Annotated in this window: 21 protein-coding genes and 2 tRNA genes; 16 read left to right on the forward strand and 7 right to left on the reverse strand. The window is 46.4% G+C overall.

The annotated features are described in order from the left end of the window. The first annotated feature begins 8 nt into the window (after positions 1–8). The 7 genes from purS (at position 9) to K1X61_09810 (ending at position 6,594) form a co-directional block, all read left to right on the forward strand. Positions 9–257, forward strand: coding sequence for a phosphoribosylformylglycinamidine synthase subunit PurS (gene purS, locus K1X61_09780; protein ID MBX7108925.1), 249 nt, complete (start codon positions 9–11; stop codon positions 255–257). Next, on the forward strand, positions 250–1,614 hold the full coding sequence (locus K1X61_09785; protein MBX7108926.1) for a M28 family peptidase: 1,365 nt from the start codon (positions 250–252) through the stop codon (positions 1,612–1,614). The genes purS and K1X61_09785 overlap by 8 nt, the downstream gene beginning before the upstream one ends. A 47-nt stretch (positions 1,615–1,661) precedes the next feature. Next, positions 1,662–2,327: a 16S rRNA (cytidine(1402)-2'-O)-methyltransferase gene (gene rsmI / locus K1X61_09790; GenBank protein MBX7108927.1), complete on the forward strand. Its 666-nt coding sequence runs from the start codon at positions 1,662–1,664 to the stop codon at positions 2,325–2,327. Between the two features lie 28 nt (positions 2,328–2,355). Continuing rightward, on the forward strand, positions 2,356–3,987 hold the full coding sequence (gene lnt / locus K1X61_09795) for an apolipoprotein N-acyltransferase (GenBank protein MBX7108928.1): 1,632 nt from the start codon (positions 2,356–2,358) through the stop codon (positions 3,985–3,987). Positions 3,988–4,193: 206 nt separating this feature from the next. Continuing rightward, entirely contained in the window at positions 4,194–4,985 is a 792-nt protein-coding gene (locus K1X61_09800) for an inositol monophosphatase (GenBank protein ID MBX7108929.1), read from the forward strand. A gap of 125 nt (positions 4,986–5,110) precedes the next feature. Continuing rightward, a complete protein-coding gene (locus K1X61_09805) occupies positions 5,111–5,770 on the forward strand; it encodes a phosphoadenylyl-sulfate reductase (protein MBX7108930.1) in 660 nt (219 codons plus the stop codon). Between the two features lie 170 nt (positions 5,771–5,940). Continuing rightward, complete coding sequence (locus tag K1X61_09810) at positions 5,941–6,594, forward strand: DedA family protein (protein ID MBX7108931.1); 654 nt, start codon at positions 5,941–5,943, stop codon at positions 6,592–6,594. 29 nt (positions 6,595–6,623) lie between these two features. Here K1X61_09810 and fumC read toward each other — a convergent pair whose 3' ends face one another. Then, positions 6,624–8,024, reverse strand: a complete 1,401-nt coding sequence (gene fumC, locus K1X61_09815) for a class II fumarate hydratase (GenBank protein ID MBX7108932.1) — start codon at positions 8,022–8,024, stop codon at positions 6,624–6,626. A 116-nt stretch (positions 8,025–8,140) separates the two neighbouring features. Between fumC and K1X61_09820 the strand changes: the two genes are divergently transcribed. Further along, entirely contained in the window at positions 8,141–10,027 is a 1,887-nt protein-coding gene (locus K1X61_09820; protein MBX7108933.1) for a T9SS type A sorting domain-containing protein, read from the forward strand. Positions 10,028–10,077: 50 nt separating this feature from the next. Further along, on the forward strand, positions 10,078–10,470 hold the full coding sequence (locus K1X61_09825; GenBank protein MBX7108934.1) for a hypothetical protein: 393 nt from the start codon (positions 10,078–10,080) through the stop codon (positions 10,468–10,470). A gap of 196 nt (positions 10,471–10,666) precedes the next feature. Here the strand turns inward: K1X61_09825 and K1X61_09830 are convergent, their stop codons facing one another. Next, the gene (locus tag K1X61_09830; GenBank protein MBX7108935.1) at positions 10,667–11,008 is read right to left on the reverse strand and encodes an iron-sulfur cluster assembly accessory protein; all 342 of its coding nucleotides are present in this window, start codon (positions 11,006–11,008) and stop codon (positions 10,667–10,669) included. Between the two features lie 135 nt (positions 11,009–11,143). Here K1X61_09830 and K1X61_09835 point away from each other — a divergent pair, with 135 nt between their 5' ends. From K1X61_09835 to moaA, 4 genes are all read left to right on the forward strand, one after another. Continuing rightward, positions 11,144–11,674: a hypothetical protein gene (locus tag K1X61_09835; protein ID MBX7108936.1), complete on the forward strand. Its 531-nt coding sequence runs from the start codon at positions 11,144–11,146 to the stop codon at positions 11,672–11,674. 131 nt (positions 11,675–11,805) lie between these two features. Further along, positions 11,806–13,389: a methylmalonyl-CoA mutase gene (locus K1X61_09840; GenBank protein MBX7108937.1), complete on the forward strand. Its 1,584-nt coding sequence runs from the start codon at positions 11,806–11,808 to the stop codon at positions 13,387–13,389. A gap of 476 nt (positions 13,390–13,865) precedes the next feature. Then, a complete protein-coding gene (dnaA, locus tag K1X61_09845; GenBank protein ID MBX7108938.1) occupies positions 13,866–15,299 on the forward strand; it encodes a chromosomal replication initiator protein DnaA in 1,434 nt (477 codons plus the stop codon). 403 nt (positions 15,300–15,702) lie between these two features. Then, on the forward strand, positions 15,703–16,692 hold the full coding sequence (gene moaA / locus K1X61_09850) for a GTP 3',8-cyclase MoaA (protein ID MBX7108939.1): 990 nt from the start codon (positions 15,703–15,705) through the stop codon (positions 16,690–16,692). 12 nt (positions 16,693–16,704) lie between these two features. On the opposite strand, the gene K1X61_09855 is transcribed toward moaA, so the two are convergent. The 5 genes from K1X61_09855 to K1X61_09875 all read right to left on the reverse strand — a co-directional run bounded on the left by K1X61_09855 (position 16,705) and on the right by K1X61_09875 (position 18,597). Continuing rightward, positions 16,705–17,121, reverse strand: a complete 417-nt coding sequence (locus K1X61_09855; GenBank protein MBX7108940.1) for a molybdenum cofactor biosynthesis protein MoaE — start codon at positions 17,119–17,121, stop codon at positions 16,705–16,707. Between the two features lie 89 nt (positions 17,122–17,210). After that, positions 17,211–17,453, reverse strand: a complete 243-nt coding sequence (locus tag K1X61_09860) for a MoaD/ThiS family protein (protein ID MBX7108941.1) — start codon at positions 17,451–17,453, stop codon at positions 17,211–17,213. Between the two features lie 411 nt (positions 17,454–17,864). Beyond that, positions 17,865–17,937: transfer RNA gene (locus K1X61_09865), tRNA-Pro, on the reverse strand. A gap of 109 nt (positions 17,938–18,046) precedes the next feature. Next, a tRNA-Ser gene (locus K1X61_09870) sits at positions 18,047–18,135 on the reverse strand. 48 nt (positions 18,136–18,183) lie between these two features. Further along, positions 18,184–18,597, reverse strand: coding sequence for a DUF2721 domain-containing protein (locus K1X61_09875; GenBank protein MBX7108942.1), 414 nt, complete (start codon positions 18,595–18,597; stop codon positions 18,184–18,186). Between the two features lie 122 nt (positions 18,598–18,719). Here K1X61_09875 and pheT point away from each other — a divergent pair, with 122 nt between their 5' ends. Genes pheT through K1X61_09890 form a run of 3 tightly spaced genes read left to right on the forward strand, consistent with a single transcriptional unit; the run spans position 18,720 to position 21,799 of the window. Continuing rightward, positions 18,720–21,170, forward strand: coding sequence for a phenylalanine--tRNA ligase subunit beta (pheT, locus tag K1X61_09880; GenBank protein ID MBX7108943.1), 2,451 nt, complete (start codon positions 18,720–18,722; stop codon positions 21,168–21,170). 1 nt (position 21,171) lies between these two features. Next, the gene (locus K1X61_09885) at positions 21,172–21,468 is read left to right on the forward strand and encodes a hypothetical protein (GenBank protein ID MBX7108944.1); all 297 of its coding nucleotides are present in this window, start codon (positions 21,172–21,174) and stop codon (positions 21,466–21,468) included. Between the two features lie 34 nt (positions 21,469–21,502). Then, entirely contained in the window at positions 21,503–21,799 is a 297-nt protein-coding gene (locus tag K1X61_09890) for a cell division protein ZapA (protein MBX7108945.1), read from the forward strand. The last annotated feature ends 17 nt before the right edge of the window (positions 21,800–21,816 follow it).

Here is a 21,816-nt window from a genome sequence, read left to right on the forward strand (position 1 = left end):
TTTTCATCATGACATACACTGCCGAAATAAAAGTTATGCCGCTTAAAGAATTACTCGATCCGCAAGGCAAAGCGGTGCTGCACGGATTAAATAATCTTGGTATGAAGGAAATGGGCGATGTCCGTATCGGTAAACACATTCAACTGAAGATTGAAGCAGATGATGCCAATGCAGCCAAAACGCTTGCCGAAGCAGCCTGCAAAAAACTGCTGGCGAATCCGGTGATGGAATATTTTGAATGCGAAGTGCATGAATAGCAGCCTGGTGAAAAACAGGTATGGCAGCCTGCCGCTTCGTGCTCTTCAGCATATACCATTGCAGCTGCGATGTTGCCCGCATTGGCTGACGCTGATTGTTTTCATTACAGTATCGGATGTAACCGCGCAGTCATCTGCCATTGATTATGCCACGAGGGTGATTGATACACTTACTTCATCCGCCATGAACGGAAGAGGTTATGTGGATTCTGCCGACTGGAAAGCTGCTGAATTTATCCGGCACTCGCTGCAGGAAAGCGGGTTGCAGTCATTTCATGAAAGCTATTACCAGCAATATCCGCTCAGTGTGAATGTTTTTCCGGGTGCCCTGCATTTTTCGGTGAATGATACGGTATTGTCGCCGGGCAAGGATTTTTTAGTGAATGCCGCTTCAGGCTCCTGCCGCGGAAAATTTGCCACAAGAAAAATCAGTTTACCGGCAGCAGATACTTCCCGCGCAGCAGTCTATAAACTGTGCAGCGATTTGTCTGAACGAAGCAACCGGCAGATTTTTTTACTTGTTCCGAAGGATCAGTTTACGGTGGCGCAGTATGCGAATTGGCAAGAGTCGCTGCAAACAACAAATGCATTCGGCGCAAAAGGTGTGGTGGAATATTCAGCGGATAAGCTCACCTGGCATGCTTCGCAGGAACAATTGCCATGGTGCTGGCTGCAGGTAAAAGGCAACCTGCCTGCAACCAAAAAAACAGTGGTAACAGTTGACATTGAAAGTAAATGGAAGAAAAACTACAGCAACCAAAATGTGATCGGGTTCGTTAAAGGAACAGCTGTGCCTGATTCCTTCCTGGTATTCACCGCACACTACGATCACCTTGGTCAGATGGGCGACAGCACCTATTTCCCCGGCGCGAATGACAATGCCAGCGGCACTTCCATGGTGATGAACCTGGCAAAATATTATACGGCGCATCCGCCGAAGTACTCAGTGGCATTTATGTTTTTCAGCGGTGAAGAACTGGGGCTGCTGGGTTCACAGTATTACGTGCATCACCCGCTTTTCCCGTTAGGTAACATTAAATTTTTAGTAAACCTTGATATTGTCGGAACAGGAGATGAAGGCATTAAAGTGGTAAACGGCACTGAATTTCCACAGCCGTTCAGGCAACTGGTTGTGCTGAATGAAAAAGAGCAACTGCTGAAAGTTGTTTCCCCGAGAGGCAAGGCCGCCAACAGTGATCACTATTCGTTTTTTGAAAAGGGAGTTCCCTGCTTTTTCATCTATACCATGGGCGGCATTGCGGCTTACCATGATGTGTATGACCGTGCGCAGACACTGCCGTTAACCGCTTATGATAACCTGTTCCGGTTGCTGACAGAATTTGCCGGCACTTTTTAACCCATGCCATTCGTTGTTTGTGCACCTTGTAATGTTTAATACCGTTCATGCTCTATATCGTACCCACACCCATCGGCAACCTTGAAGACATGACACTGCGCGCCATCAGGGTGCTGAAGGAAGCGCAGCTGATACTGGCCGAAGACACACGCAAGTCGGGGATTTTGCTGCAGCATTTTGCAATTGACACCAAAATGATTCCCTACCATCAGCACAACGAGCATGAAGTAACGGCGCAACTGGTGCAACGCCTGAAGCATGGCGAACAACTGGCCATGATTTCCGATGCCGGCACTCCCGGCATTTCCGATGCAGGTTACCTGCTGGTGCGCGAATGTGTAAAGGAAAATGTTCCGGTCACGTGTTTGCCCGGCGCCACTGCATTTGTGCCGGCACTGCTGGTTTCGGGATTTCCTGCCAGTGAATTTCTCTTTGCCGGCTTCCTCCCGCAAAAAAAAGGAAGGCAGACAAGACTGAAATCGCTGGCTTTGGAAAAACGTACCATCATCCTCTATGAATCACCGAACCGGCTCGATAAATTGCTGGAAGAGCTGTGCGAATTTTTCGGGGCACACCGGAAAATAAGTGTATCCCGCGAACTGACTAAAATGTTTGAAGAAACACAGCGAGGCACGGCCACTACCTTGCTTTCGCATTATAAAACCAAACCGGTGAAGGGTGAGATTGTAGTGGTAATTGAAGGAGCGGGCTGACTGTTTATTACAACTTACATCGAAGCACATGCGTAAATCAACTAAATACTTTCTTGCCATCTCCGCCGGCATCTTACTGTGGTTAGCATGGCCGCCACTGCCTTTTTTTCCTTTGTTGTTTATCGGCTTCGTGCCTGTTCTCTGGCTCGAGGATACCTGTGGCAAGGCCGCTCATTCCGCAGGAAATTTTTTCGGTTACAGCTATCTCGCTTTGTTCATATGGAATATCGGCACAACGTGGTGGGTCGGTGCCACCTATTTTGGAACCAAAGATATCTCTACCGCTTTTGCCGGAATTTTTGCCAACACCGCCAACCCGTTGCTTATGTGCATTCCCTTGCTTGGCTTTCACCGCACCAAGAAGCAACTCGGTGAAACGTGGGGCTATGTTTCACTGGTGGCCTACTGGATCACCTTCGAATACATTCACCTGCGGTGGGATCTCACCTGGCCGTGGCTTACACTGGGCAATGGCTTCGCGCAGTTTCCACAGGTGGTGCAATGGTATGAATACACTGGCGTCTTTGGCGGAACAGCCTGGATATTGACTGCCAATATTCTTATTTATCAGTTGATAAAAGGGAGTGTGCAAAGCGCACAGCCTTCGGCAAAGGAGCGAAAATTATTCAGCAAAAATTATTTGCCGGTTGCATTGCTGATACTTTTGCCGGTTGCCTTTTCCCTGGCTGTTTATTTTTCCTACCGGGAAAAAGGCGCAGGTAAAGAAGTGGTGTTGATTCAACCCAATATTGATCCATACAATGAAAAATTCGACTTCACCACGCTGGATAAACAACTGGACGCCTTGTTGCAGCTCTCCCAAAAAAGCATTGATGCAGAAACGGATTACCTGGTATGGCCTGAAACCGCAATTCCGCAGGGAATATTTCTCAATGACCTTTCCGCCGATAAAACCATTGACGCACTCAAACAATTTTTGTTGCCGTATCCGCAGCTGAAGCTGGTTACCGGCATAAATGCTTACAAAAAGTATGATACCAAAGAAACTGTTACCGCGCGTTATGCCGCTAATGGTCATTTCTGGTATGATGCGTTTAACACAGCCATACAGCTTGATTCATCCGGCAACATTCCGGTCTATCACAAATCAAAGCTGGTTCCGGGAGTGGAACAAATGCCCTATCCGCAACTCTTCAGATTTTTAGAGCCGCTGGCCATTCAGATGGGAGGCATTAGCGGCAGCCTTGGAAAACAGGAACACAGAGATGTTTTTCGTGACGCCGATTCCACCGGAGTGGGTCCGATGATTTGTTACGAATCCATCTATGGAGAATATACAACCGAATATGTGCGGCGTGGCGGCAATCTTTTATTTATCATCACCAATGACGGCTGGTGGGGAAATACGGCCGGCTACAGGCAGCACCTTCAATATGCCAGGTTGCGGGCCATTGAGACAAGAAGAGATGTGGCACAGGCTGCAAACACCGGCACTTCCGCCTTCATCAATCAGCGTGGTGATGTTTCACAGGCCACAGCGTGGTGGAAGCCGGCAGCCATAAAAGCAACTTTACATGCAAACACAGCATTCACTTTTTATGTTCGCTATGGTGACTATATCGGAAGGGCAGCCATATTGATGAGTATTTTGCTGGCGCTCCTTGCATGGGCGAAACGGGCAGGAATTAAGCAGATTTAAAGTGTCGCATTAAACGGATAGTGTATCCGTGTAACGCTCACACGGGCAAGTCCTGGCAATGCCCCGGGGCAGGGAAGACTTGTGCCTGCCTTCCTAAAGCCATGTATCCACCCTTCCTTGCTGCTTTGTTCCACATTGTTTTAATTTGAGCAGGCAAGACGCCATAAGCAATTAATACAAACGTTAAGTTTAAAAAATTATCAAAAATGAATCTGGAGATCATTTGCCGCCAGGCAGCAGACATTGCCCGTCAGGCAGGCGCTTTCATCAGGGAAGAGCGAAAAAAGTTTGCACAGTCGAGCGTCGAGCAAAAGGGTGAACGCGATCTTGTTTCTTACGTGGATGTGACTGCAGAAAAAATGATTGTGCAGGGATTGCGCGCTGCCTTACCCGATGCTGGTTTTTTAACAGAAGAGAAAACGGTGGATGACACCGGAACGGATTTAAGATGGATCATTGATCCGCTGGACGGTACCACTAATTTCATTCATGGCATACCCTTATTTGCAGTCAGCATTGCACTGCTTCAAAAAAATGAATTGCTGGTGGGTGTTGTGTATGAAGTAAACCTGGATGAATGTTTTTATGCCTGGAAGAACGGGGGCGCTTTTCTCAATGGAAATAAAATCAGTGTAACAGCGACGGATGCGCTGCGAAATGCACTATGTGCAACCGGCTTCCCCTATAAAAGTTTTACGCACATGGATCGTTTCTTTAACACGCTGAAGTACCTGTTTCAAAACAGTCATGGTGTCCGCCGGTTGGGGTCAGCAGCGGTGGATATGGTTTATGTTGCCTGCGGAAGGCTGGATGCTTTTTATGAATACAACCTTAATGCCTGGGATATTGCAGGTGGCGCGCTGGTTGTAAAAGAAGCAGGCGGACAGGTTTCAGATTTCAGCGGCGGTGAAAATTATTTGTTCGGAAAGGAATTAATTGCGACGAATAAATCGCTGCATGCTGAATTCCTCGGTTGTGTTGTTAATCCTCCTGCGTAACAAGGAATGGAAGCAGGAATCGCCGCGTGAAGCATGAGCCTGGCAGCTGACTTACTTTTTACGTCATGATGGGCATCGCAGTATATTTACATTGTAAATCCGGATGAATTTTCAAAATCTGTCACATGGAATTCAATGCCATCAAAGATAAAATCATCGCCTACCGGGAAAACGGGTTGAAGATGTTCACGACGTCTTCTTTTCAGACGCACAGCCTGGTGCTGCTGCATATCATCAGCCGCGTTGACAAATCCATTCCGGTTTTTTTTATTCATACCGGCTATCATTTTCCTGAAACAGTTGCTTTCAAAGACCACATCGCGAAAATGTTTGCACTGGATGTACGCAATGTTTTTCCGTTAACGCCCAAGAGCATGCAAAAAGACGCGGGAGGTAAACTCTTGTTTGCTTCCGACCCTGATTACTGCTGCTACCTGAATAAGACACAGCCACTCGAACCGGTGCTTGCCGCGCATGATGTCTGGATCAACGGTGTACGCGGCGATCAGAGTGATGTAAGAAAAAGTTTCAAGACCGAAGAACCGGCGCCATTCAATACCATCCGTTTTCATCCGATGCTCGACTGGTCGCCGAAGATGATTTACGCCTATCGCAAAGAATACAATATTCCTCATCATCCGCTGGAAGACAAAGGCTACTTCAGCATCGGTTGCGAGCCGTGCACGCGTAAATTGGAAATGGAAACCGGTTCGCGTGAAGGACGATGGTTTGGGCTGAAGAAAACAGAGTGTGGCCTGAACACCGACCTCGTCGGCACGAAATAAAAAAACGAACAGGAATAAATATCAGTTGACCGCAGCCGGCTCATATATTTCACCTGGCTGGATAGGATGCAGCATTTGATTAATCCATCTATCCGCTTACGATTTAACGATCGCCGTCGCTCGCAAGCCGCTCCCGATTATTTAAATACCTTTGCCCGAAATTTTTTTGGATGGAGCTGGTTCACACGCTGATTGATTTTGTCTTGCACATCGATAAGCATTTAGCGGTGCTCGTTTCAGAATATGGAACGCTTACCCTGCTGATACTTTTCGCCATTATTTTTTGTGAAACAGGATTGGTGGTAACACCATTTCTGCCCGGCGACTCATTGCTGTTTGCCGCGGGTGCCATTGCAGCACTCGATGGCAGCGGACTGAATGTGCACCTGCTCGTGGTCCTGATGGTGATAGCTGCCTTCACGGGTAACCTATTGAACTATTCGGTAGGGCGTTACATCGGCCCGAAGGTGTTCGATGGCAATTACAAATTCATCAAAAAGGAATACCTCGACCGTACTAAAAAATTCTTTGACAACTATGGTTCCATGACCATTGTATATACCCGTTTTGCACCAATACTCCGGACGTTTGCGCCGTTCATTGCCGGCGTGGGACAAATGAAATACACTCGGTTTATGCTTTACAATTTTATCGGCGGCCTCTTATGGGTGGTCATCTTTACCTATGCCGGCTATTATTTCGGCAACCTTCCGTTTGTACAGCAAAACTTTGAATTGATTGTGTTGGGTATCATCGGCATTTCCCTCATTCCTTCCGTGTTTCTTTACCTGAAGGCAAGGTTCGGAAAGCAGGAAAGCACGTGAAGATGTACTGAAATGATGTTCATGCTTTGTTAAAGCAAGTCGCCTACCATCTCTTCCGGTTTCACCCATTCATCAAACTGTTCCGGCGTTACATAGCCCAGTTCGGTTGCGGTTTGCTTGAGTGTCTTATGTTCACGGTGTGCCTTCTGCGCAATCTCTGCAGCTTTATAATAACCGATCTTCGTGTTCAGTGCGGTTACCAGCATCAGCGAATTGTTCACATGCCTGCTGATATTCTCCTGCAGCGGCTCAATACCCACGGCGCATTTATCATTGAAGGAAACACACACATCGCCGATCAGCCGCGCCGAGTGCAAAAAATTATAGATCATCATGGGTTTGAAAACATTCAGTTCAAAATGACCGTTAGCGCCTCCGATGTTAATGGCTACATCATTACCCAGCACCTGCGCGGCTACCATCGTCATCGCTTCGCATTGGGTCGGGTTTACTTTACCGGGCATGATAGATGAGCCCGGTTCATTGTCGGGAATAAATAATTCGCCTATGCCGGCGCGCGGACCGGAAGAAAGCATCCTGATGTCATTGCCTATTTTCATCAGGCTTACGGCAACGGTTTTCAGGGCGCCATGCGCTTCTACCACAGCATCATGTGCTGCCAGCGATTCAAATTTATTCTCCGCGGTAACGAAAGGCAAACCGGTGATTTCGGCAATTTGGGCTGCCACCTTTATATCATATCCTTTTGGCGCATTCAACCCTGTTCCCACTGCTGTGCCTCCCAGTGCCAGTTCCGCCAGGTGCGGTAAGGTATTTTCAACTGCCCTTATGCCATGATTCAGCTGCGAGACATAGCCGGAAAGTTCCTGTCCAACGGTCAGGGGCGTTGCATCCATGAAATGTGTTCTGCCGATCTTCACCACCTGCATAAATTCTTTTGATTTGTAAGCCAGCGTATCGCGTAGTGTGCGCAATGCGGGCAGTGTGGTATCAGTCAATATGCGATAGGCGGCAATATGCATCGCCGTAGGAAAGGTGTCGTTGGAAGACTGCGATTTATTGACGTCATCATTCGGATTCAGCACCTTTTTTTCATCAGTGAGTTTGCCGCCATGCAACACATGGGCGCGATAGGCAATCACCTCATTCATATTCATATTGCTCTGCGTGCCGCTTCCGGTTTGCCACACCACCAGTGGAAACTGATCATCTAACTTGCCCTCCAGTATTTCATCACAAACTTTACCGATGAGGTCGCATTTTTCCTTCGGCAAAACACCCAATTCGAGGTTGGTGAGTGCTGCCGCCTTTTTCAGATAAGCAAAGGCACGGATGATTTCTTTAGGCATCCGGTTGATGTCCTGCGCAATCCTGAAATTTTCAGTTGACCGCTGTGTTTGCGCACCCCAGTATTTATCGGCAGGCACCTGCACCTGCCCCATGGTATCTTTTTCAATCCTGAATTCCATACTATAATTTTTGGTAAAATTAAGGAGATTCATGTTGTGCCATAGTATTGGCCTGAAAACAAAGTGCAGCAGCGCAACGGCTGTGGCTTATGCATGTATTTCTTTACTTTTAAGCAGTGAGAAAAACACTTTACATACTCATTGGCCTGCTGCTGATGGCCGGTATCCTCTTTGCCCAGGAAGGTTTTGAAAAGGTGTATGGAGGCAGCGCAAATGAAATACTGCGTACCATCTATGCAGCGGATGACGGCAACCTGATAACAGCCGGTTATACCGAGAGTTTTGGATATGGCACTGTAAACAATCCTGATTTTTATGTGGTATCCATGAATACCGATGGTGATACACTTTGGACAAAGACATTCGGCAGCAGTTCTCCGGACTACGCCTATGCTATCACCGGTTTGATTGACGGTTACCTGTTTGCAGGCCAATCACTGAATCCGTCGAACAATACCTACGATTTTTTTGCAGTGAAGACAGACTTCAACGGTAATGCTGTATGGCAAAATTACTATGGTGCCAATGGCGGAGATTATTGCGTCAGTGCCGCTACCATGTCCGGCAACAGGATTTTGCTGGCAGGAAGCACGAATTCTAATACCTATGGCAGTTTCGATTTTTTTTTGGTGACTGTTGATGAAGATGGGAATGAGCTGGCAGAAGCACATTATGGTGGAACAGGCTCAGATATTTTGAAAAAGGTGATTCCTACCCATGACCATGGCTATCTGATGATCGGGAACAGCAATTCATTCACTCCCACCTTTGATGTATATGCCGTTAAAGTGGACAGCAACCTTGTCATGCAATGGTCGCAGGCATTTGAAAGTGCGGGCACTGATTATGGTTACGATGCTGCCGAAGATGCTGTTGGCAATTTTTATCTGCTGGCTAATCAGCCAACGACAGCCGACAGCGGGTTCATCAAGATTATTCAGACGGATTCCGCCGGATTAAATGCAGTTACTTTTCCCGTTGCCGTGCATGCCGGCGACTTTGGCTATGGATTCGCTGCATTGCCCGATGGGTTCCTCATCACCGGAAACACTTTCAGCCAGGTTAAAGGCAGTGAATTTTTGCTGGTGAAAACCAATCTGACCGGTGATACAGCCTGGTCGCATCACTATGGAGGTTTGAAGAATGAAATCGCTTTTAGCTTGCTGTACACTGCAGATGGCAACATTTATGTTGTGGGCGAAACGGAAGGATTTGGCGCATATAATCCGGATGGCTATGTGGTGAAGCTGGATGCGGCCGGAATCATACCTTGTCCTGCTGATGTGAGTTTTACGGCTGACGACAGTTCGCCCTGCGAAGATCAGGCAGTATTCTTCAACAATACTACGGTTAGTTCAGCGGCATTTGAATGGAAGCTGAATGGAAACCTACTTTCACAAGCCATCAATACCGCCTTTTTTTTTGCTGAAGCGGGCAATGACACCGTAAGTCTGTCATCCTGTGCGGCTTCCCTTGAAATGCCATTGGAAATTTTTTCTAAACCACCTGTTTCCTTTACCTATTTATCCTCGGGTGTGAATGCAACTTTTTCACCCGGCGCGCCTTTCACTCCTGCTTTTTTCAGCTGGAACTTTGGCGACGGATCGCCTGAAAACACCATCGATTTGTATCCGTCACACAGCTATCCGTTTACCGGATCATACTGGGTTACTTTTTCTGCGACGGATGAACATGGCTGCGACAGCACCATGGTCAGCCAAATTGAACTGGTTACCGGTACGGAAAAAATAAAGGATCCTACGGATGAATTCACCATTCTTCCCAATCCTGTTCATGATCATGGCATCCTGCAATTAAACGGCGAGCTGTTGCTTCCGCTGCAGGCAATGGTCATAGATCTTTCAGGTAGAAAAATCTTTCAGTTTGAATGCCGGCAAATCCATCAGCCTTTTTCCCTGCCGGCAATACCACCGGGCACCTATCTCCTGCAGTTAAAATCCGGCGGGGTCGCAACCGGCATCAGCAGGTTTATTGTTGAATAATTCTGTTAATTTCAACCGGGGATTTATAAACAATAAACATCATTTGAGCAATGGGGGCAGAAAAGCAATACAATCTTTTTTTTCTGAATGATTATTTTGATAATGAGATGAATGCCATCCTTCCAATTCTGCAGATGTATTTGGAAGAGACACCTAAAGAACTCGAGCTGATTGAGCGTTCGCTCTTGCGCAATGATGCGGCAGCCGCAAAGGCCGGAACGCATAAGATTAAGACCAACATCTCGATGCTAAGCATCCGCGATCAAAGTTCATTTGTGGATGATATGCACCAGTTGCCTTTATCCGGTAAGGTTCAGGATGCCGTGCTTGAACAATTTGACATCTTCAAAGCAAATGTGCTGGAGGCACTACGGCAGATCAGGAGTGATTTTTTTGAAAGGGAAGATAATGCTACCGGTTCCGTTTCAACGCACGATTGTTGAATCCATATTTTTATTTGGATTATTGCACCGGCCGGATACGTAATGAATATTCATGATATGCAAAGGCTTCCTATACCTGTGTCGGGAAGAGATAAAATTGATTTCGGTCCGGATGAAAAACGCGGCGTAATCCTGTCATGATGGCGACGGCAATGATATACCGGTTTCATCGAAGCAGCAGGTAACATAAATCCATTTATGCGGAAAATGAAGTGCCGCAGCCGCAGGTCTTGGTGGCATTCGGATTGTTAAAAACAAAACCTCTTGCATTCAACCCTTCCTGAAAATCGACTTGCATGCCGAATAGATATAACTGGTGCGAAGGATTCATCAGCACCCTGATGCCATCAATCATAAATTCTTCATCCGTTTCTTCCTTATTGTCAAATCCTAAAACATAGGTCATGCCCGAACAGCCGCCACCCTTTACACCAACGCGCAATCCATGATCCGGCGAAACCGCTTCTGCCACAAGCAGCCGTTTTATTTCCGCAACTGCACTTGCCGTTAATGCAACCGGGTTCCCGGCTACACTCATTTCTTTCTCAACTGATTGATCGTTCATGTCTGAAATAATTTTGATGAGCAAAACTACGCAACAAACTACAAAGTAAACACGTTCATTTATTGCTCTGTTTTATAGTACTTTCGTCAGCAATACAATCCGTTTCACATGACTTTTTCCGACGTAACTGAGATATTAAAATATACCATCCCTTCCCTGATCACTTTTTTAACCGCCTATACACTCATCCGGGTATTGATCAGCGGTGAAAGAAGTAAAAAGGACCTGGAGTTGAGGGCTGCTCACTATAAAGATTCATTGCCGTTGCGGTTGCAAGCCTATGAGCGCCTAACACTGTTGCTCGAAAGAATTACACCCACCAATATCATTTCCCGTGTAAATAAGCCTGGCATGAGTGCACGCGACCTGCAATTGTCGCTCATTTCCAATATACGCCTGGAATTTGAACATAACCTATCACAACAGATCTACGTTTCATCACCGGTGTGGATGATGATTGTTCAGGTGAAGGAAGAAATTATTAGCATCATCAATCATGTGTCGGCTGATCTTCCTGAAACCGCCACCGGCAAAGACCTGAGCCGCGCAATTATTGAATATTTTATCAATAACGAAAAAGTGATGCCGACACAAAAGGCCCTCGACACGTTAAAGACGGAAGTGAAGAAGATCTTTTGAAACAGAGATACGGGCTCTGGCAACATGATGAAGTGTCATCAACAGGCAGCTGAAGCATGATTGTTTTACTGCAGTGGTCATGCTGCCAAACCAACCTTCCTTATCTTAGCAGTTACAACCCATAACACACCATGGAATCTTCCAGGTCAACTGTAAAAGCAGCAGACGGATCTTACACCACCGATGCAGGTATTGAAATCAAACGTGTTTATAAAGAGCTGATGCATGCTCAGCAAGAAGAGCCGGGTGAATTCCCGTTTACGCGCGGCGTCCACGGCAGCATGTACCGTGATAAATTATGGACGATGCGGCAGTATGCCGGCTTTTCAACGGCGGAAGAGTCGAACAAGCGGTATCATTATTTGCTGCAGCAGGGCACAACCGGATTATCGGTGGCATTTGATCTGCCCACGCAGATAGGCTATGATTCAGACCATGAAATGTCGGATGGTGAAGTTGGCAAGGTAGGCGTGGCCATTGATTCATTAAAAGACATGGAAACATTATTTGCCGGTATACCGCTGCAGGGCATCACCACGTCTATGACCATCAATGCAACAGCCTATATCCTGCTGGCCATGTACATTGCGCTTGCAAAAAGACAAGGTGCTGATCTCAAAAAAATTTCCGGTACCGTACAAAATGATATCCTGAAAGAGTATGCTGCACGCGGCACATACATTTATCCGCCGCAGCCGTCTATGCGGCTGATCACGGATATCTTCGAGTACTGCAGCAAGGAGTTACCGGCCTGGAATACGATCTCCGTTTCAGGGTATCACATCCGCGAAGCAGGATCCACGGCCGTACAGGAAATCGCATTCACCTTATCAAATGGCAAATCCTACCTGAAGGCGGCGCTTGACCGCGGACTGGATATTAATGTATTCGCCAGGAGAATTTCTTTCTTCTTCAATGCGCACAATAACCTCTTTGAAGAAGTGGCCAAGTTCAGGGCTGCCAGAAGAATGTGGGCGAAAATCACCAGTGATCTCGGAGCAACAGATCCAAGGGCACAGATGCTGCGCTTCCATACACAAACAGGAGGCTCCACACTCACGGCACAGCAACCCATGAATAATATAGTGCGGGTGACGATACAGGCTATGGCTGCAGCGCTGGGCGGCACGCAATCGTTACACACGAATGGTTATGATGAAGCGTTAAGCCTTCCTACGGAAACTGCTGCCGGCCTGGCTTTACGTTCGCAGCAGGTGATTGCATATGAAAGCGGTATCACGCAGACGGTGGATCCGCTAGGAGGATCATTTTTCGTGGAGCAGTTAACGGATGAAATGGAGGCCGCTGCCTGGAAATACGTGGAGCAGATTGATGCAATGGGCGGGTCTGTCAGGGCAATTGAAGAAGGCTTCCTGCAGGATGAAATTGCGCGTGCTGCCTACAGGTATCAGCAACAGATTGAGGAAGGCAGCAAGGTGATTGTTGGTGTTAACAAATTTACAACGCAGGAAAAAGATCATACCGGCATACTCCGCGTGGATGATGCTATCAGGCAGGTGCAGATAGAGAAACTGAAAGCATTAAAATCAGCACGCGATAATGATGCCGTAAAGACATTATTGCAAAAGCTGGAACAACATGCACGCGAAGCGGTGAATGTGATGCCCGTTGTGATCGAAGCCGTGGAGCAGTATGCCACGCTGGGAGAAATTGCCGATACGCTTCGTAAAGTGTACGGTGAATACCGTGTGTAAAAAACAACGGATGAAGAAAGCAGTGCATCGCATGGGTTGCACAGTGAATCAGTAAGCTGTTAAAGCTGCTTTGATTGGACTGTCTTGACTGCGCGGAAGAACATTGCAACTTTCTTGTTTTGAAAACGACCGGTAGTGCATTAATCCGTATTTTTCATTTGAAAAATAATTGATCACTGGAGCGCAGGAAAAAATACCATGATGTATCGCGCTGAAAGCATTGACAGTACATCATTTCTCTCTGTAACAATAATCATGATCGACACGATATTCGCAACTGACGTGCGTTTGAATGAAATTGATTTTTTTTTCCACACACAGATTGCAGATTGTAATCTTCAGGAAAAAGTCAAGAGGTGAAGGTTATTTTTTTGCAATTTTTTTTCGCGCATTTTTGTGCACTATTCCCGCTGGAAATAGATACATTGGAACAGATTTGAATTCTTAACACCAACTATAAAAAATTAGTAACCCGTATGAGCAGAACTGCTGAGGATGTTTGGAAAAATTGCCTGAAGATTATCAAAGATAATGTCAACCTCCAGAGCTATAAAACCTGGTTTGAACCCATTAAACCGATTAAGCTTGAAAAGAATGTTTTAACAATACAGGTACCCAGCCAGTTTTTTTATGAGTGGCTGGAAGAGCATTATGTAACCCTGCTCCGCAAAACATTAAAACGCGAACTTGATAAAGATGCCCGCCTCGAATACCAGATTGTGATGGATGGTAATTCCGGCAGCAATGCGCCTTATACGGTTAATCTTCCTACCAATAATACCGGCAACAGCAAGAACCAGGACCTGCTGGCGCCCATGGTACTGGGTAATCAGATCAAGAATCCTTTTGTGATTCCGGGTTTGAAAAAGGTGCAGATCGATTCACAGCTCAATGTGAATTATACATTCGACACGTTTGTGGAAGGTGATTGTAACCGGTTGGCAAGATCAGCTGGTTTTGCGGTGGCTAACAAACCCGGTGGTACTTCCTTCAATCCTTTGGTCGTGCATGGCGGCGTTGGTTTGGGTAAAACACATTTGCTGCATGCGATCGGCAACCAGGTGAAGATGAATTTCAGCGATAAGACGGTATTATACGTACCGTCTGAAAAATTCACCAACCAGTTCATTGATTACCTGAAGAATAATGCGGTGAATGAATTCATTCATTTCTACCAGATGATTGATGTGCTGATGGTAGATGATATTCAGTTCTTTGCCAATAAAGACCGCACACAGGATATTTTCTTCCACATCTTTAATCACCTGCACCAGTCCGGAAAGCAAATCATTCTCTCTTCCGACCGTTCGCCCCGCGACCTGGAAGGCATCGAAGAACGGTTGCTCTCCCGGTTTAAGATGGGGCTCACTACCGACATCAGTGTTCCTGATTTTGAAACACGCATGGCGATTTTGGAAAAGAAAATGTATGCCGACGGCATTGAACTGCCGCATGATGTGGTTGAGTTTGTGGCGTATAATGTAAGCTCAAATGTTCGTGAACTGGAAGGCGCCCTGATTTCATTGCTGGCGCAGTCATCCCTGAATAAGAAAGATATTGATCTCGAAACTGCAAAGAAGATCATCAAGAATTTCGTCAAAAGCATTTCCCGCGAAGTATCTATTGATTTCATCCAGAAAGCCGTTTGCGAGTATTTCAGCGTGCCGATGGATAAGCTGAAAGAAAAAACACGGAAGCGTGCCGTGGTGCAGGCAAGGCAGTTATCCATGTACCTGGCAAAAAGTTTTACCAAGAATTCATTGAAGGTAATCGGCCGTCATTTCGGCGGCCGCGACCACAGCACCGTCATACATTCCTGCCAGGCCGTCCGCGACCTGATGGATACCGATAAAGAATTTAAAGAAGCAGTTGGTGACATTGAGAAAAAGATTCAGCTGAGCATTTCATAATCAGCCCGTCTTGAAAAATAACAGCCGCGAAGAAATTCGCGGCTGTTTTATTTGCATACGTGCTGTCATGAATCTTCAGTGCAGGACTATTTATTTCTTGGAATTATCTCTTTTTTATACTTTTAAATTTCATCAAAGAAAAAGGAGGTATTCATGCAATCTGAAAATCAGGCATGGACAGCTCCGGTAACGATAAGTTAACGGTTTTGTTCCACTTGGATTGACCTTGTGTCAGGGCTGTCTTCTTCCATGGAGGCAGCCTTTTTTTCGCTTATAAGTTACAACGCACTGACATGCATTATGCTGCATAAGTTACGGTACGAACCGGTGAATTACTGTTACTTTCACCAATCATCTGAATCTTCCTGAACGCAAATTCAGCAGGTAAAACAACAGACCATTCATGTTGATAGACAATCACGGCAGAATCATCAACTACCTTCGGCTGGCGGTAACTGACCGTTGTAACCTGCGCTGTTTTTATTGTATGCCCGAAGAAGGAATTGACTGGCTGGCAAGAAAGGAGCTGCTGACGTTTGAAGAGATGCTTCGACTGTGTTCCCTGATGGTTAGAATGGGCGTGGAGAAAATTAGAATTACAGGCGGTGAGCCATTTGTACGAACTGATATCATGAAATTGTTATGGTCCATTTCAAAAATTAATGGACTGCGGGAGCTTACGCTCACCACCAACGGTGTTCTGACTGCGCCATTGGTTCCTGAACTCAAGAAGATGGGCGTGCAATCTGTCAACCTGAGCTTAGACACATTGGACCGCAATCGCTTTTTCGCCATCACCAGACGTGATGAACTGCCCGGCGTTTTGCAAACATTGGAAGCATTGCTTGAACATGGCATCAATGTCAAACTGAATGCCGTGGTGATGGGAGAAAAGAATGTGCAGGATATTATTCCATTGACGGAACTCACCAAAGATTTGCCGGTGAGTGTACGATTCATTGAAGAAATGCCATTCAATGGCGGAGGATTTCATGCTGATTCATTGCCGTGGAATTATCAGCGCATCATGGCCTTAATCACCGGTAAATTTCCTTCCATCATCAAAGCGGAGGATGGACCTTTTTCTACTTCATATAACTATCACATACCCGGCCATCGTGGAAAGGTAGGCGTCATCGCCGCGTACTCCCGCACCTTCTGCGGCACCTGCAACCGCTTACGCATTACACCGCAGGGCATGCTGAAGACCTGCCTGTATGATCATGGAGTATTGGATGTTAAGCAGATGATACGTCAAACCTCATCAGATGAAGCATTGGAAGCGGCTTTGATGCATGCGATCCGCCATCGCGCTCCTGATGGAAAAACAGCTGAACTACAGCGCAATGATAAGATGCAGGTGCATGAGTCGATGGCGACTATTGGAGGTTGATGAGAAAATAAACTATGGATGAGCGGCCACCCAGATTTCGCCATCTTCAAAAATTTCTTTCTTCCAGATCGGCACCGTTTTTTTCAGCGTATCTATCGCATAGCGGCAGCCGTCAAATGCAGCATCGCGGTTTGGAGCAGCCACCATAATTATGACCGGAATTTCTCCGGTCTGTAATGTGCCGGTGCGGTGATGAATCAGTATCTTTAGTACATTGAATTGCTGAAGCACTTCTTCCGCTATTTTCTTCATTTCTGCCAATGCCATGCTTTCATAAGCTTCAAATTCAAGGCGCAACACTTTTTTTTCCATCGTGCTTGTCCGCACTGTTCCGATAAAAGCATCAATAGCTCCGCATGCCGGATCCATCGCCCAATCCATGCAGGACGACAGTTGAAGGGGTTGGTCTGTAAGCTGAATATTTATCATGTTATCAATTCCGTAAGATCCTGCAACCGAAGTCAGCAATAATCATCAGCAGTACTTCCTGCCGGCTTTAATCGTTTGCAACCATTTGTTCATCCTCCACTCACCGGTGGTATCACGGCGATTTCATCTTCCGGAACCAACTGTTGCTCTCCCGTTGCATAGTGATTGTTAACAGCAATCAGGAAAGAAGACAGATCCGCCAATCCGGGAAATTTACTTTGCAGGTCTTGTTTCAGTGTTTGCACACTGCAACCATCATGCACATCCATCACAATGGAAGAGCTTCCGAATATTTCCCTGACGATGCCAAAAGCCATGATGCTAACGGTCATTTTCTTTCATGTTAACGGGTACGGTTAAACTGATCCACTGATCAGAGAGCAAATTAAGCACCTTTTTCCTGGTGTAATCGCAACTATCTGCTTTGCAAAATGGAGCATGTTTGCTGCTGATATGTTTTCAAAAATATTTGTTCCTGTTCATGTCTGCCAACATTTTGTTTTTCCTTTTAGTATGATTTGCAATCGGAGTTTTGAGATGCGGATTTTTAATCAGCCTTATTGCTTACAATCAATTTTGAATAAGTCACTTTTTCAACTTGCCCGATATCGGTTCAGAAGACGATGCTGATTTATTGGATGCTATCTCCAAGTGTTTAACAGGAAGCGAATGTAGATCCAGACGAACTGGAGTAAAAAAGAAAAAGGGTTGCAACTTTCGCTGAAACCCTTTCCGGTATTACGTCGGGGTGGCAGGACTCGAACCTGCGGCCTCCTGCTCCCAAAGCAGGCATACTGCCAACTGTACTACACCCCGAAAAAGAAAAACGCTTAATACCTATTTAACCTGCGGCCTTCCCGACCAGTCGGGACAAATTGCCAACTGTACAACACCCCGAAAAGAACGATCTCCTGACCTGCCACTGCGGAGAGGGAGGGATTCGAACCCTCGGTACCCTTTGCAGGGTACAACGGTTTAGCAAACCGGCCCTTTCGGCCACTCAGGCACCTCTCCTGTTAAAGGGTTGCAAAAGTAAAAAAATTAAGTGGCTAATGGAATTCATTACTTTTCTTCCTCCTGCCGGAGCACCTCTTCCATCTCATGGAGCTCGAATTTCAGTGCGCCACCCGACATCAGAATTTCGCGAAATGAAACACCAAGCGAAATCAATAACAGTAATAGTGCGAAACCGAAGGTATAGCTGCCATACATTTTTTCATTAAAGAACAAGAGCGCGATGGAAAAGGTGGTAAAGAACAAGGCCGCAATGCCAAAGGCCTGCATATTACGTATTAAAGTCAGTCGTATACGGAGGTTGTTGATCTGACTGATCAGGTTAGGTGTCTTTTCTGTCTGGTATTTCAATTTCAATCCCCGGATCAGGTTGGCAATAGCCAGGAAGCGGGTAGTATAAGCAATCAGCAACAATGAAACGGTCGGAAAAAGAATAGCGGGCGTGGTGAGCGTAATTTCCATACAGTGATTATTTGCCGTAAAGATCGGAAAGAAGGGCACATTGATGACTATGATTTCAGGTGGGTAACAATCAAAGCAGACCTTCCTAAACTTCTCTTATTTTTACTGCGCAAATAAAGAGTATGATTATTTCTTATAACTGGCTGAAAGATTACCTCGATACTGACCTGTCTGCAGAAGAGGCTGGAGAACGCCTCACGCAGACGGGGCTGGAAGTGGAAAGCATTGAAGTATTTGAGTCGGTGAAAGGAGGATTGGCAGGGTTGACGATCGGTCAGGTTATTTCCGTGGAAAAGCACCCTGATGCAGATAAATTATCTGTTACGCAGGTAGATGTTGGCACCGAAAACAAGCTGCAGATTGTTTGCGGCGCCGCCAATGTAAGGCCCGGGCAAAAGGTAATTGTTGCTACGGCAGGAACACTGTTACATCCGTTTGCAGGCGAGCCTTTCAAAATCAAAAAAGCAAAAATCCGGGGCGTTGCTTCTGAGGGAATGATTTGCGCTGAAGATGAAATCGGCTTGAGTGCAAATCATGAAGGCATTATGGTACTTGATGACACTGCTCCGGTTGGCACCCCGGCTCAGTCGTTTCTGCAAGTGATCACTGATGAGATCATACAGATTGGCTTAACACCAAACCGTGGAGATGCAACTTCGCACATTGGTGTCGCCCGTGATCTCGCCGCACAACTGACTATTGAAAAGGATCAATCAGTGCCGTTAAAAATACCTTCTGTTGAAGATTTTGCTGTTTCGGATCAATCCCTTACCATAAGCGTTACTGTTGAAAATACGGAGGCCTGCCCGCGCTTTTCCGGTTTGACAATCACGGGCATCCGCGTCGGGCCATCACCTGCATGGCTGCAAAATAAGTTAAAGGCCATTGGCCTCCGGCCGATTAATAACATTGTCGACATCACCAATTTTGTTATGTACGAATGCGGGCAGCCACTGCATGCCTATGATGCTGCTGAGGTGAAAGGGCAACATATTATTGTACGCACTTTGCCGGCGGGCACACCGTTCCGAACACTGGATGATAAAGAAATTAAACTCCGGCCCATTGATCTGATGGTATGTTATGCAGGAATAAATGACCATCAGGAACCAATACCTATGTGTATGGCCGGTGTTTATGGAGGACTGCATTCTGGTGTAAAGGATACAACGACAGCTGTTTTCCTGGAGGCCGCTTGCTGGAATCCAAAATGGATCCGGCGAACAGCCACCTATCATAACCTGAGGACTGACGCCGCATCACGCTTTGAGAAGGGAGTAGACCCTGATGGAAATATCTATGCGTTAAAACGCGCTGCTTTGCTCATCGCGGAGCTGTCCGGCGGCTGCATCAGTGCTGAAATCACAGATGTTTATCCTCACCCTGTATTAAAGGAAAAGATTACAGTTACCTGGGAAAAGTTAAACCGCATTGCCGGTACGGAAGTACCGCAGGCAGCAGTTAAAAAAATCCTCGAAGCACTTTCTTTCAGCATACTCTCTGCTGATGATAGCGGATTCACCGTAGCTGTTCCGGGATTTAAAACAGATGTGCATCGAAGCGAAGATGTGGTGGAAGAAGTGTTGCGCATTTATGGATATGATAAAATTCCCTTACCGGATGCATTGCGTTCATCCATCAGCTTTTCTGCCACCGAAGGCAGAGAACGATTTACCGAAGAGCTGTCGCAATTGCTGGCAGGCTCCGGCTTTCGCGAGATGATGAACAATTCCATTTCCAATTCAAAATATCATGCATCCTTTTTCCCGGATTCCAAATCTGGCGTTGTCAGCCTGTTGAGCTACTCCAACACCGGCCTCGATTCCATGCGTACGTCGATGCTCTTTCCCGGGCTGGAAGTAATACGGTACAACCATAACCGCAAGCAGGTTGACCTGCGGTTGTTTGAGTTTGGAAAGACTTATGTGAAAAGGGAAAATGGCTATGTTGAATCCGAATCGCTGATACTGATGATTACAGGTCAGCAGTCACCTGAATCCTGGGTACAGGAGCAACGGCGCACTGACTATTTTTTTCTCAAAGGCATGGTTGACATGCTGCTGCATAAATGCGGGATACAAAAAAAATCCATCGTGGATGCTGCCGGCAGTCCCTGGGAATATGCCATACAATACGAAACCGGCAAGGTGGTGGTGGCAACCTTCGGAAAGGTAGATGAAAAGATTGCCACGGCATTCGATATTAAAAGAGATGTCTTTTATGCCGAATTGGATGCTGCTGCATTGCTTCGCCTTTCAAAGCAAACACTGAAATATTCGCCGTTACCAAAGTTTCCTGCTGTTCGCCGTGACCTGGCGCTGGTCATTGACAGCCATATACAGTACAGTGAGATAGAACAGATCGCTTACAAAAACGCTGGTGGTTTGCTGAAAAATGTGAACCTCTTCGATGTGTACGCTGATGAGAAACTGGGGAAAGGCAAGAAATCGTATGCCGTGAGTTTTGTTTTTCTGGATGAACAAAAGACACTCACCGATGGCGACGTTGATACGGTAGTCTCCGGCATGGTGCAGGCATTCCAGTCGCAGTTGAACGCAAACATCCGCAATTGATATGAATAACCTGCTGAAACAGGGCGAAGAACTGATTGTAAAAATCAACCGGCTGTTGGATAAGACGGATAAACTCGCTGCTGACAACCTGGTAAAAGATGAGCAGATCAGGGAACTTCGGCAGCAGCTGAAAGAAAAATCTGAATATATCCGCCGGCTGGAAGAGGAGCGGTCATCACAAAAAGTTTTGGAATCAATACAGTTGCCCGGCGGAGATGCCAAAGAAGCGAAGAAGAAAATTAACGATTACCTCCGTGAGATTGATAAATGCATTGCCCGGTTATCCGCGGAAGGATAGTGGATTGCTTTCATTTCACTAAACATGAAGCGTCATGTCAGACATCATCAGTATCAATGTTACCATCGGCGACAGGATGTATCCATTGAAAGTCCGCAGTGAAGATGAACCGGTGGTGCGTCAGGCAGAGCAGCTGATAAACCATAAATACAGCGAATTTCAGCTGCGGTTCTCCGGCCAGGAAAAGCTGGATTACCTCGCCATGAGCTCACTGATGAATATGGTTGAAATAATGAAACTGCAGGAGGATGATTCGGCAATGAAGCTGGCCTTGCAGGAGAAGCTCTCCCATGCCAGTCAATTGTTAATGGACGGCCTGAAACGAAGCTGAAAACGCGGGTATGATGT

Source organism: Chitinophagales bacterium (assembly GCA_019694975.1).
Classification (GTDB): domain Bacteria; phylum Bacteroidota; class Bacteroidia; order Chitinophagales; family UBA10324; genus JACCZZ01.

Coding starts and splice junctions, on each gene's coding strand:
- K1X61_09785 (MBX7108926.1), top strand. CDS start 250: ATGAATAGCAGCCTGGTGAAAAACAGGTATGGCAGCCTGCCGCTTCGT.
- K1X61_09810 (MBX7108931.1), top strand. CDS start 5,941: ATGGAGCTGGTTCACACGCTGATTGATTTTGTCTTGCACATCGATAAG.
- rsmI (MBX7108927.1), top strand. CDS start 1,662: ATGCTCTATATCGTACCCACACCCATCGGCAACCTTGAAGACATGACA.
- pheT (MBX7108943.1), top strand. CDS start 18,720: ATGATTATTTCTTATAACTGGCTGAAAGATTACCTCGATACTGACCTG.
- K1X61_09830 (MBX7108935.1), bottom strand. CDS start 11,008: ATGAGTGTAGCCGGGAACCCGGTTGCATTAACGGCAAGTGCAGTTGCG.
- dnaA (MBX7108938.1), top strand. CDS start 13,866: ATGAGCAGAACTGCTGAGGATGTTTGGAAAAATTGCCTGAAGATTATC.
- K1X61_09885 (MBX7108944.1), top strand. CDS start 21,172: ATGAATAACCTGCTGAAACAGGGCGAAGAACTGATTGTAAAAATCAAC.
- K1X61_09860 (MBX7108941.1), bottom strand. CDS start 17,453: ATGACCGTTAGCATCATGGCTTTTGGCATCGTCAGGGAAATATTCGGA.
- moaA (MBX7108939.1), top strand. CDS start 15,703: ATGTTGATAGACAATCACGGCAGAATCATCAACTACCTTCGGCTGGCG.
- fumC (MBX7108932.1), bottom strand. CDS start 8,024: ATGGAATTCAGGATTGAAAAAGATACCATGGGGCAGGTGCAGGTGCCT.
- K1X61_09800 (MBX7108929.1), top strand. CDS start 4,194: ATGAATCTGGAGATCATTTGCCGCCAGGCAGCAGACATTGCCCGTCAG.
- K1X61_09890 (MBX7108945.1), top strand. CDS start 21,503: ATGTCAGACATCATCAGTATCAATGTTACCATCGGCGACAGGATGTAT.
- K1X61_09825 (MBX7108934.1), top strand. CDS start 10,078: ATGGGGGCAGAAAAGCAATACAATCTTTTTTTTCTGAATGATTATTTT.
- purS (MBX7108925.1), top strand. CDS start 9: ATGACATACACTGCCGAAATAAAAGTTATGCCGCTTAAAGAATTACTC.
- K1X61_09875 (MBX7108942.1), bottom strand. CDS start 18,597: ATGGAAATTACGCTCACCACGCCCGCTATTCTTTTTCCGACCGTTTCA.
- K1X61_09805 (MBX7108930.1), top strand. CDS start 5,111: ATGGAATTCAATGCCATCAAAGATAAAATCATCGCCTACCGGGAAAAC.
- K1X61_09840 (MBX7108937.1), top strand. CDS start 11,806: ATGGAATCTTCCAGGTCAACTGTAAAAGCAGCAGACGGATCTTACACC.
- K1X61_09855 (MBX7108940.1), bottom strand. CDS start 17,121: ATGATAAATATTCAGCTTACAGACCAACCCCTTCAACTGTCGTCCTGC.
- lnt (MBX7108928.1), top strand. CDS start 2,356: ATGCGTAAATCAACTAAATACTTTCTTGCCATCTCCGCCGGCATCTTA.
- K1X61_09835 (MBX7108936.1), top strand. CDS start 11,144: ATGACTTTTTCCGACGTAACTGAGATATTAAAATATACCATCCCTTCC.